Source organism: Janthinobacterium kumbetense, assembly GCF_023703445.1.
GTDB classification, from domain to species: domain Bacteria; phylum Pseudomonadota; class Gammaproteobacteria; order Burkholderiales; family Burkholderiaceae_D; genus Janthinobacterium; species Janthinobacterium kumbetense.
Map to the genome: position 1 here is coordinate 18,642 of NZ_JAMQGR010000002.1, position 14,298 is coordinate 32,939.

Annotated in this window: 12 protein-coding genes and 1 tRNA gene; 6 read left to right on the forward strand and 7 right to left on the reverse strand. The window is 65.0% G+C overall.

Going from position 1 to position 14,298, the window contains the following annotated elements:
* Positions 1-147 precede the first annotated feature (147 nt).
* The 3 genes from NCG91_RS07460 to dkgB form a co-directional block, all read right to left on the reverse strand.
* Positions 148-1,392: an FAD-dependent monooxygenase gene (locus NCG91_RS07460; protein WP_251349245.1), complete on the reverse strand. Its 1,245-nt coding sequence runs from the start codon at positions 1,390-1,392 to the stop codon at positions 148-150.
* A 66-nt stretch (positions 1,393-1,458) separates the two neighbouring features.
* A complete protein-coding gene (locus tag NCG91_RS07465; protein ID WP_251349246.1) occupies positions 1,459-2,388 on the reverse strand; it encodes an LLM class oxidoreductase in 930 nt (309 codons plus the stop codon).
* 1 nt (position 2,389) lies between these two features.
* Positions 2,390-3,214: a 2,5-didehydrogluconate reductase DkgB gene (dkgB, locus tag NCG91_RS07470; protein WP_251349247.1), complete on the reverse strand. Its 825-nt coding sequence runs from the start codon at positions 3,212-3,214 to the stop codon at positions 2,390-2,392.
* A gap of 186 nt (positions 3,215-3,400) precedes the next feature.
* On the opposite strand from dkgB, the gene NCG91_RS07475 reads away from it, so the two are divergent.
* Positions 3,401-3,476, forward strand: a tRNA-Phe gene (locus NCG91_RS07475).
* 132 nt (positions 3,477-3,608) lie between these two features.
* Here NCG91_RS07475 and NCG91_RS07480 read toward each other — a convergent pair.
* Positions 3,609-4,148, reverse strand: a complete 540-nt coding sequence (locus NCG91_RS07480) for a DUF2058 domain-containing protein (protein WP_077399286.1) — start codon at positions 4,146-4,148, stop codon at positions 3,609-3,611.
* Between the two features lie 266 nt (positions 4,149-4,414).
* Here NCG91_RS07480 and NCG91_RS07485 point away from each other — a divergent pair, with 266 nt between their 5' ends.
* Positions 4,415-4,720, forward strand: coding sequence for a PsiF family protein (locus NCG91_RS07485; protein WP_046682222.1), 306 nt, complete (start codon positions 4,415-4,417; stop codon positions 4,718-4,720).
* 51 nt (positions 4,721-4,771) lie between these two features.
* Here NCG91_RS07485 and NCG91_RS07490 read toward each other — a convergent pair whose 3' ends face one another.
* Both NCG91_RS07490 and ptsJ read right to left on the reverse strand, forming a co-directional pair.
* Positions 4,772-5,491, reverse strand: a complete 720-nt coding sequence (locus tag NCG91_RS07490) for a glutamine amidotransferase-related protein (RefSeq protein WP_251349248.1) — start codon at positions 5,489-5,491, stop codon at positions 4,772-4,774.
* A gap of 33 nt (positions 5,492-5,524) precedes the next feature.
* Positions 5,525-6,826, reverse strand: a complete 1,302-nt coding sequence (gene ptsJ / locus NCG91_RS07495; protein WP_251349704.1) for a MocR-like B6 salvage transcription factor PtsJ — start codon at positions 6,824-6,826, stop codon at positions 5,525-5,527.
* A gap of 92 nt (positions 6,827-6,918) precedes the next feature.
* On the opposite strand from ptsJ, the gene NCG91_RS07500 reads away from it, so the two are divergent.
* The 3 genes from NCG91_RS07500 (at position 6,919) to NCG91_RS07510 (ending at position 12,598) form a co-directional block, all read left to right on the forward strand.
* Complete coding sequence (locus NCG91_RS07500; RefSeq protein ID WP_251349249.1) at positions 6,919-7,725, forward strand: YggS family pyridoxal phosphate-dependent enzyme; 807 nt, start codon at positions 6,919-6,921, stop codon at positions 7,723-7,725.
* A 137-nt stretch (positions 7,726-7,862) separates the two neighbouring features.
* Positions 7,863-10,121 carry a putative bifunctional diguanylate cyclase/phosphodiesterase gene (locus NCG91_RS07505; RefSeq protein WP_251349250.1) on the forward strand — a complete coding sequence of 753 codons (2,259 nt, stop codon included), beginning with the start codon at positions 7,863-7,865 and terminating at the stop codon, positions 10,119-10,121.
* 92 nt (positions 10,122-10,213) lie between these two features.
* A complete protein-coding gene (locus NCG91_RS07510; RefSeq protein WP_251349251.1) occupies positions 10,214-12,598 on the forward strand; it encodes a S9 family peptidase in 2,385 nt (794 codons plus the stop codon).
* 42 nt (positions 12,599-12,640) lie between these two features.
* Here NCG91_RS07510 and NCG91_RS07515 read toward each other — a convergent pair whose 3' ends face one another.
* Positions 12,641-13,636, reverse strand: coding sequence for a cytochrome-c peroxidase (locus NCG91_RS07515; protein ID WP_099665580.1), 996 nt, complete (start codon positions 13,634-13,636; stop codon positions 12,641-12,643).
* Positions 13,637-13,844: 208 nt separating this feature from the next.
* On the opposite strand from NCG91_RS07515, the gene NCG91_RS07520 reads away from it, so the two are divergent.
* Positions 13,845-14,276, forward strand: coding sequence for a hypothetical protein (locus tag NCG91_RS07520; protein WP_251349252.1), 432 nt, complete (start codon positions 13,845-13,847; stop codon positions 14,274-14,276).
* The last annotated feature ends 22 nt before the right edge of the window (positions 14,277-14,298 follow it).

A 14,298-nucleotide genomic window follows, 5' to 3' on the forward strand; every position in this document is an offset into this window, starting at 1 on the left:
CACTTCTCCACTTGAAACGCCTGGCGGGACTCGCCTCTGGCCCGGCATCGTTATCTCTTTGACAAAACGATCGCCGCAGACCAGCTGCGGCGACCTTGAATTTTCACTGCTGCCATTATCCGGCGATATCTTAAGATTCGCTGATATTTACTGATGTCCCAATGCGTGCGCAATCATTTTCCGCTTCAGGGCCGGTAATTTATCCAGCAAGTTTAATCCCAAATTGCGAACCACGCGCAACGGCTCCAGGTCGGCGCCAAATAATCGCGCCAGGCCATCGGTGGCCAGCTGCATCAACAGCACGTCTTCCTTGCGCGCGCGCGCATAGCGGGCCAGCACGCGCTCGTCGCCGATGCCGCGGTGCGCTTCGCGTTCGCTGATCGTCTTGACCAGCTGCGCCACGTCGGCAAAACCCAGGTTCATGCCGTGGCCAGCCATCGGGTGCACCACGTGGGCGGCGTCGCCCACCAGGGCCACGCGCGGCGCCACCATGGCGTGCGGGCGCATCAGGGTCAATGGGAAGGCGCGCACCAGCTCCGGCTGCAACGGCGTCAGCTTGCCCAGTTTGTCGTGGCAGTAGGCGGCCAGGCGCGCGGCCAGGGCGTCGGCCGATTCGGCCATCAAGGTGTCGGCCAGCGCATCGGGCGCCGACCAGACCAGCGAGACGCGGTCGCCCGGCAGCGGCAGCAGCGCGACGATGCCTTCGCTGCCCGTGAACCACTGGTGGGCCGCGCCATGGTGCGGCTTTTCGCAGGCGAAGTTGCTGACCACGCCGCGCTGGCCGTAGGAGCGGTAATCGAGGCCGATGTCGCACTGGCCCCGCACCCACGACTGGGCGCCATCCGCGCCCACTACCAATGCGCAAGTGATGGTGTCGCCGCCATCGAGATGCACGATGGCCGAGTCGTTCGTCCATTCCAGGCGGCTGGCGCGGCCCTGCACCACGCTGACGTTCGGCGCAAATTTCAGGGCGGCGTCCAGCGCCTGGCCCAGGTTGCGGTCTTCGATGATCCACGCCAGCGTGCCCACATGGGCGCCATACGCGTCGAAACCGAGTCCGCCCGCCTGCGCGCCGTCGCCGTTGACCAGCATGGCGTCGACGGGCGCCACCCTGTCGGCCTCCAGAGCGCCCCATACCTTCAGCGACGACAGCAGCTGGTGCGCCGTGTGATTGAGCGCATACACGCGCACATCCCAGCTGGCCTCGACCGGCTTGGCGGCCGAAGGGGATGTGGGCGCGGGCGGGCTCACCGGGGATAACAGGGTGACGCTTTGTCCTGCCTGGGCAAACGCCAGCGCCGTGGTTTTCGCGATGGCGCCATTGCCGACGATGCAAACGTCGCTGTGGCTATGCATGAAGCGCCGCATGGTAGGGGGAGTGGGACTGTTCATGCGGCCATTATAGCGTTTGCCCCACCCTTTTCAGATAGTCCGGAAGTACAGGACGCGTGTCCCAGATCAAGCGATGCCATGAAAGACGGGCAGCACGTGGTCCGCGATCTCCTGCATCGTCTCGGCCAGCGGGCGGCGGTTCTGCCGCAGCTGCAAGCCGATGTGCCGCACGCCGGCGTCGCGCATGGCCGTCAACTCGGCGATCAGGCCATCGCGCCCCGTGCGGGCACCAAAACGGAAGCGCTGCAGCGGCAAATTCGGGTCTTCGTCCAGGTCCAGGTGGATGAAGCTGACGTAGGGTTTATCTTCCCCGGCGACGGCGCGCCATTGCGCCGAGCGCCGCGCATGGTCGTCCGGCGTACCCGGATAGGCGAGCCAGCCATCCATTTGCTCGCCTATCCAGGCGGGCGACTGCTGCGCCAGCCCCGCCACCAGCAGCGGCAAGGGCGCGGACGGCTTGGGCAGCAAACGGATGCCAGGCGGCAGGCGCCTCTCGCCCCAATCGCGCAGCATGGCCACCTGTTCGCGGAAGGCGGCGCCGCGCTGCTCGAAGTCGCGGCCGAAGACGGGATATTCGACAGGACGGTCGCCGCTGGCCACGCCCAATAGCAAACGCCCGCCGCTCAACTGGTCGACGCTGACCGCCGCTTTTAACGTCAATACAGGCTCACGCAGGGGCAGCACCACGGCGGCCGTGCCCAGCAAGATGTTCTCCGTGATGCCGGCCAGGTAGCCAAGATAAGTAAACACCTCGAAGACCTGGGCCGCGTCGCCGAAGGACGGGTCATACAAAGGCACGTCGCGCAGCCACAAGGCCCTGAAACCGAGGCGGTCGGCCAGTTTTGCCAGCGCCGCATGCTGTTGCAGGTCCGGTTCGCCCGGCACGCGGCCGGACGCCGCATTCGCCTGGCGTCCCGTGGACGACCAGTCATTATCGAGCGGCAGTTCCAGCCCGATGCTGAAACCGCCCTGCCCGAGCTTCGTCATGGCGCCCATATCAATCCCACTGCGGCGCCAGGCCGTCCGGATTGGCCAGGCGTTCGCCACGCTCCAGGGTCGCCATCTGCGCCATCTCGTCCGGCGACAGGGTGATGCGCTGGAAATGCAGGTTCGCTTCCAGGTTGGCCCGTTTGGTGGACGACGGGATCACGGCAAAGCCCTGCTGCAGCGACCAGCTCAGGGCCACTTGCGCCGGCGTCACGCCATGTCTTACCGCGATGGCCATGATGACGGGATCGACGACCACCTTGCCATACGCGAGCGGCATATAGGCCGTGATGTGGATGCCCTGGCTGCGCGCGAAGTCGATGACGGTGCGGTTTTGCAGGAAGGGGTGGATCTCGACCTGCTGCGTGGCGATTTCAGACGCGCCCACCGCAGCGATGGCTTGCCGCAGCTGCGCGTTGGTGAAATTCGATACGCCGATGGCTTTCGTCAGCCCCTGCGCCTTGGCGTCCGCCAGCGCCGCCATATACTCGGCGACGGGAATGGCGTCCTGCGGCGACGGCCAGTGGATCAGGGTCAGGTCCAGTTGCTCCAATTGCAGCTTGTGCAGGCTGTCCTTCAGGCTGGGAATCAGTTTGTCGCGCTGCAGGTTCTCGATCCAGATCTTGGTGGTGACGAACAGCTCGTCGCGCGGGACGGGGCTGGCGGCGATCGCCTGGCCCACTTCGGCTTCGTTGCCGTAGATTTGCGCCGTGTCGATATGGCGGTAGCCGACGTCCAGACCCGTGGTGACGGAATCGATGACGACCTGGCCCTGCAGGCGGAAGGTGCCCAGGCCGATTTCAGGGATGGCGGTGCGATTTGTGGTGGCGTTCATGCGGTAATCCTCTCAAGTCAATGTCGATGGCCACACTATGCGCCCATCCTTTGTTGAGAAAAATACCGCTGATATCAAATCATATTTGACCTACAAGCAAGTAAAACCATGTCCATGCAGGAAATCGGGGAAAAGTCGCAGCCGGCTCTTGCATTCCCGTTTTGGTCTGCTATAATTCGCCACCTTGGCCTGGTAGCTCAGTCGGTAGAGCAGAGGATTGAAAATCCTTGTGTCGGTGGTTCGATTCCGCCCCGGGCCACCAAGAATTCGTTTTACATTCAAAAACGCCACCTTCGGGTGGCGTTTTTGTTTATGGACTGTCTATACAACACGCAGGCCGTTTCCGGCCCGCAACCACTCCCCCGACGCCGTCAGCGCCGGGCAAACACCCCTCTTACCACATCAAATCATCAGGAATCTGGAACGCCGCATACGGATCGTCCTCGTCCACTTCCGTGCTGGCCTGTTTCACGCGCACGACGATGGCGGGGTCGCGTTCGGCGATCTTGTCGGCGATGATGCGCGGCACCAGTTCCACGGCGCCGTTCAGGCAGATGATGACCAGGCGGCCCGCCACCAGGTGGGCTTGCACGGCGGCCGTCACGTAGATGCGCTCGATCTTGTTATTAAATGTAAAGTTGTACGGCACGTCGCCGTTGTTGCCCTTGCTCTGGCGGTTCTTTTGCACCATTTGCGCGATCTGCGCCACGATGGCCTTCTGGTTGGCGGCCGCGTCGCGCTGGGCGTTCAGTTCGCGCGCCCGCTCGGCATTCTTGCGCTGGGTCTCGAGCGCGGCCAGGCGCACCTCGTCGACGCTTTGCGTGCCGCTCTTGCGCTCGTCCTTTTTCTGCTTGCTCTTGTCCTGGTTGGCCAGCTTGACCTTCTTCTTGTCGACCAGGCCGGCCTTTAAAAACTGCTCTTGCAACGAGACCATAACTACTCCGTATTGAGGGTACGCCGGCCAAGGCAGCGGCATCGGCCGGTGGAAAGACGCTAGCATAGCAAAAAACAGGGGCGCTGCCGCCGCAAGATGGCTGCCCGGGCCAGCCGGCGGGCGCGTTCTACCTGCCAGTAACAAAAAGACACACTCGAGTGGAAATTTTGTTGATAAATGTCATATAGTTAGTTACGTTTTGCATATCGGCATTCTCTGCCGATTGCATCGCCCCCTTCCACCGACTGCGTCTACAAGGATTTGCCATGAAACAATTAATCGCCCTCTGCATCGCCGCCGCGTTTGCCAGCACCGCCTTTGCCGCCGCACCGGAAGCGGCGCCTGTCGCCAAGACGGCCCAACAATCGAAGATGACGACCTGCAATGCGGACGCCGCCGGCAAGAAAGGCGATGAACGCAAGACCTTCATGAAGGAATGCCTGAGCGCCAAGCCGGCACCGGCCATGACGCAGCAAAACAAGATGAAAGCGTGCAATGTCGACGCCAAGGACATGAAGGGCGATGCCCGCAAAGCCTTCATGAAAGAATGCCTGAGCGCGCCGAAGAAATAAGCGCCTCGCCTATTTGCCCCACAACGCCAGCGTCGATGCTGGCGTTTTTTTTCACGGCGAGGCGTACGCCTGCATGAGGCGGTCAAGGAAACCGAACAGCTGGCCGTTCATGGCGTGCCAGTCGTGGCTGCGCAAGACCGCTGGCGGCTGCACGAAGCGGTGCGGCTCCAGCATGGCCAGTTCGGCTTCCGACGCGGCGATCAGCAGTTCGACCACCTCCGGCGTGAACTCCATATGGCACTGGAAGCCGTACACCAGCCTGCCGTATTCGATGATCTGGCGGGGGCAGCCTTCGCTACCGGCGATGACCTTCGCGCTGTCAGTCAGGCCAGGCATGTCGCTATGCCAATGTCCGGTTTCCAGCACATCGCCGAAGTGGGCGAATTTATCGTTTGCCCGTCCTTCCGCCGTCAGCATGACGGGGAACTTGCCGATCTCCTTTTCCGGGCTGTGCGCCTGGCGTGCTCCCAGGGCTGCGCCTATCAGTTGCGCCCCCAGGCAGACGCCGACGACCGCCTTGCCCGCCGCCGCACATGCGGCAATCAAGGCCTGTTCGGCCGCGGCGTCGAAATGCGGGCATTCCTCGCGCGTCGTTGACGGCGACTGCGGCCCGCCCATGACGACCAGCAGGTCGATGTCCGCAATGGACGGGGGCAGCGGCTCATGGGCGTGGACGCGGGAATACGTGGCCGCGTAGCCGCGCTCGCGCACCCATGTCTCGTAGGCGCCCGGCGCCTCGAACGCTTCATGCACGATGAAATGGACTTTCATGATGTTCCCTTTCTGTGGCGAGGAATTAAAAAACTATGGCCGGCCCAGCACCTGGGCCAGCACGCCGGCGAACGCCTGCGCGCCCGCTTCATCCATGCTCGACACGGTGATCCGCAATCCCTGCGCCGGCGCCTGCACGCCGAACGCTTCACCGCCGCGCACCAGCCAGCCATGCCTGGCCAGCGCCAGCACGGCCGCCTGGCTGCTGCCCGGCAGCGGCAGCCACAGGTTCAAGCCATCGGCGGGACTGGCGCAGACCAGGCCTTGCGCCGCCAGCGCATCGGCCAGGATGCCGCGGCGGCGCGCATAGTCTGCGCGGGCCAGGGCCACCTGCGCCAGCACGTGGGGCGACGACAGGCAGGCGCTCACGGCATCCTGCAAGAGATGGCTGACCCAGTTCGTGCCGGGCGCCAGGCGCAGGCGCAGGCGGCGGGCGGTCTGTCCGTCGCTGGCAACGACGGCCAGGCGCAGGTCGGGGCCGAATATCTTCGACACCGAACGGACCAGCGCCCAGCGCCGGGCGGCAGGGGGAATCACGTCCCGGTAGCCGGCGACGGACAGCAGCGAGAAATGGTCGTCAACGATGACCAGCACGTTCGGGTAGGCGGCCAGCACCGCGCGCAGCTGAGCCACGCGCGCCGCGCTCAGGCTGCAGCCGGTCGGGTTGTGTGCGCGCGGCGTCACGATGACGGCTTGCGCGCCTTGCGCCAGCGCCCGTTCCAGCGCCCCGGCCTGCATCCCCTCGGCATCGACCGCCACGCCAACGGCGTGCAGCCCCGCGATGCGCAAGGTGTTGATGCTGCTGACGAAGCAGGGGTCTTCCACGGCCACCTTGTCGCCCGCGACCAGGTACGCGCCCAGCAGGCGCTCGACCGCATCGACCGCCCCATTCGTCAGGGTGATGTCGTGCCCTTCCGGGCAATCGCCGGCCAGCCAGCGCCGCGCCAGGGCTTCCAGCGCCGGGTCCAGCGTGGCCTCGCCATACAGGCGCGGGCGGTAGGGCTTGCGCGCCAAGGCCGCGCCGATATCGGGCAGCCAGGCCAGGTTCGGATTGCCGCCGCCCAGGTCGGCCAGCGGCGAGCCGGGCAGCAGGCCTTCCTGCTCGCCGGGATCGCGCTGCGCGCGGATGGCCGTGCCCAGGCGCCCTTGCGTGACCGCGATCCCGGCCGTCACCAGGCGCTTGTACGCCAGCGACACGGTATTGCGGTTGACGCCCAAGGTCGCCGCCAGCTCGCGCACGGTCGGCAGCGCCTGGCCCGGCGGCAGTTCACCCGCCTGCGTCAGCGCGCGGATGCTGTCGAACAGCTGCGCCGCGGTTTTCCCCGTCATCTTCATGATGGTCTCAGACATGATATATTTTGGCATAGGACAATCATACATCACTGCGGCGACTCCTGCCGCTCATAAGGCTGACACAAGGCTGACACATGAACAATGACACTCCCCTGCCCACTCCCACCATGCACGCGCAGCATGGGCGCTGGCCGCAAGCCGTTTCCGTGGACGACTTCCGCCGCAATCTGGCGGCGGTGCATGCGCGCATGGCGGCCGCATGCCAGCGGGTCGGGCGCGATCCGGCCGGCGTGCGTCTGCTGCCCGTCAGCAAGACCAAGCCCGAGGCGAGCCTGCGCCTGGCCTATGCCGCGGGTTGCCGCCTGCTGGGGGAAAACAAGCCGCAGGAAGCGGGCCGCAAATGGGAAGCGATGGCGGACCTGGTCGACCTGCAATGGTCGGTGATCGGCCATTTACAGACCAACAAGGCCAAGCTGGTGGCGCGCTTTGCCAGCGAGTTCCAGGCGCTCGACAGCCTGCGCGTGGCCGAGGCGCTGGAACGGCGCCTGCAAGCGGAAGGGCGCGGGCTCGACGTATTCGTACAAGTGAACACCTCGGGCGAAGCCAGCAAGTACGGCTTGCCGCCGGACGAAGTGGCCGCCTTCCTGCGCCAGCTGTCCGCCTTCCCGGCGCTGCGGGTGCGCGGATTCATGACATTGGCCCTATTGTCGGCGGAAGCGGTGCGCGTGCGCCGCTGCTTCGTGCTGCTGCGCGAACTGCGCGACCGCCTGCGCCAGGACGCCCCGCCTGGCATCGGCCTCGACGAGCTGTCGATGGGCATGTCCGGCGACTATGAAATCGCCATCGAAGAAGGCGCCACCGTCGTGCGGGTCGGCCAGGCCATCTTCGGCGCGCGGGACACGCCGGACAGCCACTACTGGCCCACGGCGCAGACGGAGTAGGCGGCCCGACGCGCCCCGCAGGTAGCCGCGCAGTCAACCATGCCGAATGATCAAGATGACATGCATAAAGATAGCGCGTAATATTTTTACCATACTGCTCAGCTCGGCAGCACAGCTCCTGGGGAAAGGACGGCAGCGTGGCCGCGTCAAACGATCTCGCGCACTGGCGCGGACAGATTTTTTCGCGCCTGCTGCAGGTAGTGTTGCTGCTTGGCATCATCACCGCCATCCCCAGCGCCTTGCTGGCGGCGCGCGAAGCTATCTGGCCCATAGTCGCCCTCGACGTGCTGGCCATCGGCTGGATCGGTCTCATCTGGCATCTGCGCGCCATGCCTTACCGCTGGCGCGTGTGGCAATTCCTCATCGTCGCCTACCTGGTGGGCGTGGGCCTGCTGTTGAAAATCGGCCCCGTCAGCCAGATCTACATGATGCTCATGCCCGTGCTGGCGGCCCTGCTGCTGGGGATGCGGCCAGCCTTGTCGACCCTGGCCCTGACTTCGCTGACCATCTTTTTCCTCGGCTTGCATCCCGACGTCGCCCTGCACGTGCAGGGCGTGCCCGACTCCCCCGTGCTGCGCGCGCTGATCGTGGCCCTGAACTTCCTGTTCATCGCCGCCGTGCTGACCCTGTCCTGCGCCTTCCTGCTGCGCCACCTGGAACGCAGCAGCCAGGCCCTGTCGCAGCTGAACGCCGACCTGCGCTTGACGGCCACGGCGCTGGCCCGCCTGAATGACATGGTAATGCTCGCCGAAGTGACCGATGCCCCCGGCGGCGCGGCGCCGGCCACGCGCATCATCTTCGTCAACGACGCCTTCGAGCGCAGCAGCGGCTATGCGCGCGCCGAAGTGCTGGGCCGCAGCCTGCTGTTCCAGCAGGGCCCCGCCACCGATGCGGGCGAACTGGCGCGCGTCGCCGCCGCCATGGCCAACGCCCAGCCGGCCAGGGCGGAATTGCTCAATTACAACAAGGCCGGCAAGGCGTACTGGGTCGAAGCGGAACTGGCGCCGTTCACGGATGCGGACGGCAAGCAGACGCACTGGGTGGCCGTCGAGCGCGAAATCGACGAGCGCAAGAAATCGGAAGCGGACATCCACCGCCTGGCCTTCTACGACGTGCTGACGGGCCTGCCCAACCGGCGCCTGCTGATGGACCGCATCGGCCACCTGCTGGCCGCCGCGCCGCGAGGGAATACCATCAGCGCGCTGATGTTCATCGACCTCGACCACTTCAAGCACATCAACGACGCGCGCGGCCACGCCACCGGCGACGCGCTGCTGCGCCTGGCCGGCGAACGGCTGGCGCAGCTGATGCGCAAGGCCGACACGGTGGCGCGCATCGGCGGCGATGAATTCGTCGTGCTGCTGGCGCACCTGGCAGAAGACCTCGACAGCGCCGCCCGCGCGACGGCCCAGGTGGCCGAGAAAATCCGCGCCGCCATCGCGCGCGACTTCGATATCGACGGGCAGTCCTATCATTGCAGCGCCAGCATCGGCGTGACCCTGCTGCCGAAAGCGGGCCAGCAGGCGCACGACCTGCTGCGCGAAGCGGACATCGCCATGTACCGCGCCAAGGCAGAAGGACGCAACGGCATCGCCTTCTTTGAAGCGGCCATGCAGGCGGGCGTGGAACGCCGCCTGACCCTGGAACGGGCGCTGGCGCGCGCCCTCGATGCCCATGCACTGTGCATGCACGTGCAGCCGCAGGTCGACCGCCATGGCCGGGTGACGGGGGCCGAATTGCTGATGCGCTGGCCGCAGGCGGACGGCAGCCATATCGCGCCCGGCATCTTCATTCCCATCGCCGAGGAATCGGGGCTGATCGTCAGGCTCGGGCACTGGGCCCTGCGCGAGGCGTGCCGCGCCGCCGCCATGCTGGCGCAGGCCGGGCAGCCCGTCGCCCTGTCCGTGAATGTCAGTCCGGCCCAGTTTCGCCAGCCCGATTTCGCCGCCCGCGTGCAGGCGGCGCTGGCCGAACACGGCACGCCGGCCGGCGCCCTGATCCTGGAATTGACGGAAGGCCTGCTGATCGACCAGCGCGACGCCTCGCTGGCGCGCATGCGCGAATTGGCGGCCCTCGGCATCCGCTTTTCCATCGACGATTTCGGCACCGGCTATTCCAGCCTCGCCTACCTGACCTCGATGCCGCTGTACGAACTCAAAATCGACAAGCGCTTCATCGACGACACGCCGCACGATGCGCGCGACACGGCCATCGTGCAAGCGATACTGGCCATGGCGCGCCACCTGGGCTTGCGCGTGGTGGCCGAAGGCGTGGAAACGCAGGAGCAGGCCGACTTCCTGCTCGCCCACGATTGCGACGGCTTGCAAGGCTACCTGTATGCGCGGCCCATGCCGCTGAACGACTTTCCCGGCTGGCTGGCCCGGTATCAGGCTTAGCTTTCCGACATTTCCTGTACGAAACTCCTCCGCTAGAATACCGGCCTCATAGCCTGTACCTTCACCATCCCCTTTGATTAAAGTGATCCCCGATGCGTCTGGTTCTTCCCCTGCTGCCGCTCCTGCTGCTCTCTCTGCTCCCCGCCGCCCATGCGGCTCCATCCACCGCACCCACGCCCATCACCCTGGACCAGGCCATGGCCGATCCCGACTGGATCGGCACGCCCGTCGAAGCGGCATGGTGGGGCTGGAATGGCCAGCTCTACTACAAGCAGAAACGCCTCGGCTCGCCCCTGCGCGACACCTATCAATTGCCGGGCGCAAACGCCAAATTCAATAGCGGCAAGAAGGTCGACGATGCGCAGCTGGCCAATCTCGACGGCCAGCACATGGTGGTCAACCGGGCCGGCACGCGCGCCATCCTGCTGCGCAACGGCGACTTGTTCGAGCGCGACCTGAAAAGCGGCGCCTTGATCCAGATCACGCGCGGCGTGTCCGCCATCAGCGACCCGCAATACTCCGCCGACGGCGGCGCCGTGCAATACCGCAGCGGCACAGACTGGTTCAGCTGGAACCGGCTTGACCGCCTGAGCGCCCCCGTGGCCCTGTTGCGCGCCGTCAAGGACCCGGACGCCAAGCCGGAAGCGGACGCCCTGCGCGAACTGCAGCTGCGCCTGATCGTCAACCTGGCGCGCCAGAAGGAAGACCGCGACGCCAGCCGCGAACGCCGCCATGAAGAGCGCCGCCTGGACGCCACGCGCGCACCGGAACCGATCTACCTGGGCGACAAAGTCACCATTTCCGGCAGCGCCCTGTCGCCGGACGGCCGCTGGCTGCTGTTCGTCACGCAGGACAAGGCCGCCGAAAAGGGCAAGCTGGGCAAACTGGCCCGCTATGTCACGGAAACGGGCTATCCGGAAGCGGACGACGAGCGCACGCGCGTGGGCCGCAACATGCCGATCGCGCAAAGCCTGAAACTGGCCAACCTGCGCACGGGCCAGGTGCGCGACATCGCCTTCGATAACCTGCCCGGCATCGCCGCCGATCCACTGGCCGCCATGCGCGCCGACCAGAAACTGCCGGCCCTGAAAGGCAACCGTCCCGTGCGCATCGACGCCCAGCGCGACGGCATCGCCTGGACCGACGACGGCCGCAATGCAGCTGTGCGCATCCGCGCCATCGACAACAAGGATGGCTGGCTCGCCAACGTCGACCTGGCCAACGCCGCCCTGCTGCCCGTGCACCGCATCAGCGACGCGGCCTGGGTCAACCGCCGCGCCGACGAATTCGGCTGGCTGCCCGACAACGCCACCCTGTGGTATCTGTCCGAGGAAAGCGGCTACGCCCACCTGTACACGAAAACGGGCGCGGCCCCGGCGCGCGCCCTGACCAGCGGCCAGTGGGAAGTGAGCGCCGTCGAATGGAGCCGCGACGGCAAAACCGCGTATTTCATGTGCAACCGGCAGGCGCCAGGCACGTATGAAGTGTGCGCCAGCACGGCCAAGGAGGGCGGCGCGCGCGAAGTCACAGGCTTGAAAGGCGTGGAAAACTTCGGCCTGTCGCCCGATAACGGCAAGCTGCTGCTGCGCTATTCCACCAGCTATATGCCGGCCCAGCTGGCGACGATTTCCATTGCCGGCGGCAAGGCCAATATCCTGACGGATACACGCAGCGACGCCTTCAAGGCGCGCAGCTGGGTCATGCCGGAACTGGTGCAAGTGCCGTCCACGCATGGCGCGGCGCCGATCTGGGCCAAGCTGTACCGCCCGGCCCAGCTGGAAGCGGGCAAGAAATATCCCATCGTCATGTTCGCGCACGGCGCCGGCTACCTGCAGAACGTGACCGAGCGCTATCCCGTCTACTTCCGCGAACAGATGTTCCACAACCTGCTGGTGGAGCAGGGCTACATCGTGCTCGACGTCGATTACCGCGCCTCGCTCGGCTACGGCAGCGCCTGGCGCACGGCCATCTACCGCCAGATGGGTCATCCGGAACTGGAAGATTTCATCGACGGCGCCCACTGGCTGGCGCAGCAGCACCAGGGCGACATCAAGAACGTGGGCATCTATGGCGGCAGCTATGGCGGCTTCATGAGCCTGATGGCCCTGATGCGTGCGCCAGAAATCTTCAAGTCCGGCGCCGCGCTGCGTCCCGTGACGGACTGGACCACCTACAACCACGAGTACACGGCGAATATCCTGAACACGCCGGACGTCGATCCGCAAGCGTATAAAATCTCGTCGCCGATCGAATACGCCGACAAACTGACGGGCAATCTCTTGATCGCCCACGGCATGATCGACGACAACGTGTTCTATCAGGATTCCGTACGCCTGTCACAGCGCTTGATCGAGCTCAAAAAGGATAACTGGGAAATGGCCAGCTACCCGATGGAGCGCCACGGCTTCGTGCAACCGGAAGCGTGGTATGACGAGTACCGCCGCATTTATCAGTTGTTCCAGAGAACATTGAAATAAACCCCGATGCCCGCTTGATGCGGGCATTTTTCATGGACTCATTCAGTCAAACGGCACGGGCCGCGGCGTCGTATCCGACGATGGCGGCAGGATCGGCAGCACGATGTGCGGCTGCTTGCCCGTCAGGGTTTTCAGGAAGGCCACCAGCTTGCCATTTTCATCGGGCGTGAAGGTGCGGCCCAGTTGCAGCCGGCCCATCACGTCGACGGCCTGCGTCAGGGTTGCCGCTTCGCCATCGTGGAAGTAGGGATACGTCAGCTCCACGTTGCGCAGGGTCGGCACCTTGAAATTGAAGCGGTCCGCATCCTTGCCCGTCACGGCCGAGCGTCCCTCCGCCGTCATCGCCGTCTTGTACGGCTCGACGACGCCCATCTTCTGGAAGGTGTTGCCGCCCACGGCGGGGCCGTTATGACAGGCGATACAGCCGCTCGATTTGAACAGCTGGTAGCCGGCCAGCTCGTCTTTCGTCAACGCGCTTTTCTTGCCCGACAGCCATTGGTCGAAGCGGGAACCGGGCGTCACCAGCACCTCTTCAAAGGCGGCGATGGCGCGCGTGACTTGCTCGATGGTCAATTTATCCTGGCCAAACACTTGCCGGAACTCCGCGCGGTAGGCGGGAATCGAGGCCAGCACGTCGATGGCAAGCTCGTGCGTGAAAGCCATCTCGCCGGGATTGGCGATGGGACCGCCCGCCTGCTCCTGCAAATCCTTGGCGCGGCCATCCCAGAATTGCGCCACGTTCATGCTGGAATTGAGCACGGTAGGCGAATTGATGGGTCCGCGCTGCCAGTTATGGCCGATCGACGTCTTGATGTTGTCCGTGCCGCCCATGCTCAGGTTATGGCAGCTATTGCAGGAAATAAAGCCCGAGCGCGACAGGCGCGGATCGAAAAACAGTTTCTTGCCCAGCTCGACCATGGCCGGATTGGCCACCTTGGCGGCCGTGATCGGCTGGATCGGCTCCTTGTCGGCGGCGTGCAGCACGTTGCCGAAAGTCAGGCTGGCGATGAAGAGGAAGGGGGATAAGGTGCGGCGCATAGTCTAACTCCTGGAAACATTCCCGAATCGGCGGCGCGCGCCGGCGCGGGAATGCAGCGCACCGGCCCGGTTGCCACCCGTACATCGCTGGTTGGATGTTGATTTATATTAACTTTGACTAGTTAATAAGGAAAATGACCGGGATCAAGGTTCTGCCCAAGTGCGAATCGCGCTTGCCATTTACGCAAGCGTGGCACATGATGAGCGCATGCAAACGCCAACCTACTCCGCCCTGCTGCGCGCCGCGTGCGCCAGTTTCCTGCTGCTGGCCGCCAGCGCCTGCGGCAGCGCCCCCACGCAAGATGATGCGCCGCCCGCCCTCGGCAATGCCGGCTTGCTGGCGCAAATCCAGGCGGAAGTGGGCGCCGCCGCGTGCGATTCCACCCAGCAATGCCAGACCATCGCCATCGGCGCCAAGGCTTGCGGCGGCCCCGAGCGCTATCTGGCGTGGTCCAGCAAAAGCAATGACGGCAAGAAACTCAAGGCACTGGCCCAGGCGCAAGCCGAGGCAAGCCGCAAACAGCAGCAGGCGGACGGCATGATGTCGACCTGCTCCATCATCACGGACCCGGGCGCCACTTGCCAGGCAGGGCGCTGCGTGCTGCAAAAGAGCGGCCTGGGCGGCAGCTCGGCCATGTAAAAAAGCCGCTGATTCAGCAGCT

Excerpts from the sequence above, each read along its gene's own strand:
- NCG91_RS07460 (WP_251349245.1), bottom strand. The coding sequence starts at position 1,392 with ATGAACAGTCCCACTCCCCCTACCATGCGGCGCTTCATGCATAGCCAC.
- NCG91_RS07465 (WP_251349246.1), bottom strand. The coding sequence starts at position 2,388 with ATGGGCGCCATGACGAAGCTCGGGCAGGGCGGTTTCAGCATCGGGCTG.
- dkgB (WP_251349247.1), bottom strand. The coding sequence starts at position 3,214 with ATGAACGCCACCACAAATCGCACCGCCATCCCTGAAATCGGCCTGGGC.
- NCG91_RS07480 (WP_077399286.1), bottom strand. The coding sequence starts at position 4,148 with ATGGTCTCGTTGCAAGAGCAGTTTTTAAAGGCCGGCCTGGTCGACAAG.
- NCG91_RS07485 (WP_046682222.1), top strand. The coding sequence starts at position 4,415 with ATGAAACAATTAATCGCCCTCTGCATCGCCGCCGCGTTTGCCAGCACC.
- NCG91_RS07490 (WP_251349248.1), bottom strand. The coding sequence starts at position 5,491 with ATGAAAGTCCATTTCATCGTGCATGAAGCGTTCGAGGCGCCGGGCGCC.
- ptsJ (WP_251349704.1), bottom strand. The coding sequence starts at position 6,826 with ATGAAGATGACGGGGAAAACCGCGGCGCAGCTGTTCGACAGCATCCGC.
- NCG91_RS07500 (WP_251349249.1), top strand. The coding sequence starts at position 6,919 with ATGAACAATGACACTCCCCTGCCCACTCCCACCATGCACGCGCAGCAT.
- NCG91_RS07510 (WP_251349251.1), top strand. The coding sequence starts at position 10,214 with ATGCGTCTGGTTCTTCCCCTGCTGCCGCTCCTGCTGCTCTCTCTGCTC.
- NCG91_RS07515 (WP_099665580.1), bottom strand. The coding sequence starts at position 13,636 with ATGCGCCGCACCTTATCCCCCTTCCTCTTCATCGCCAGCCTGACTTTC.
- NCG91_RS07520 (WP_251349252.1), top strand. The coding sequence starts at position 13,845 with ATGCAAACGCCAACCTACTCCGCCCTGCTGCGCGCCGCGTGCGCCAGT.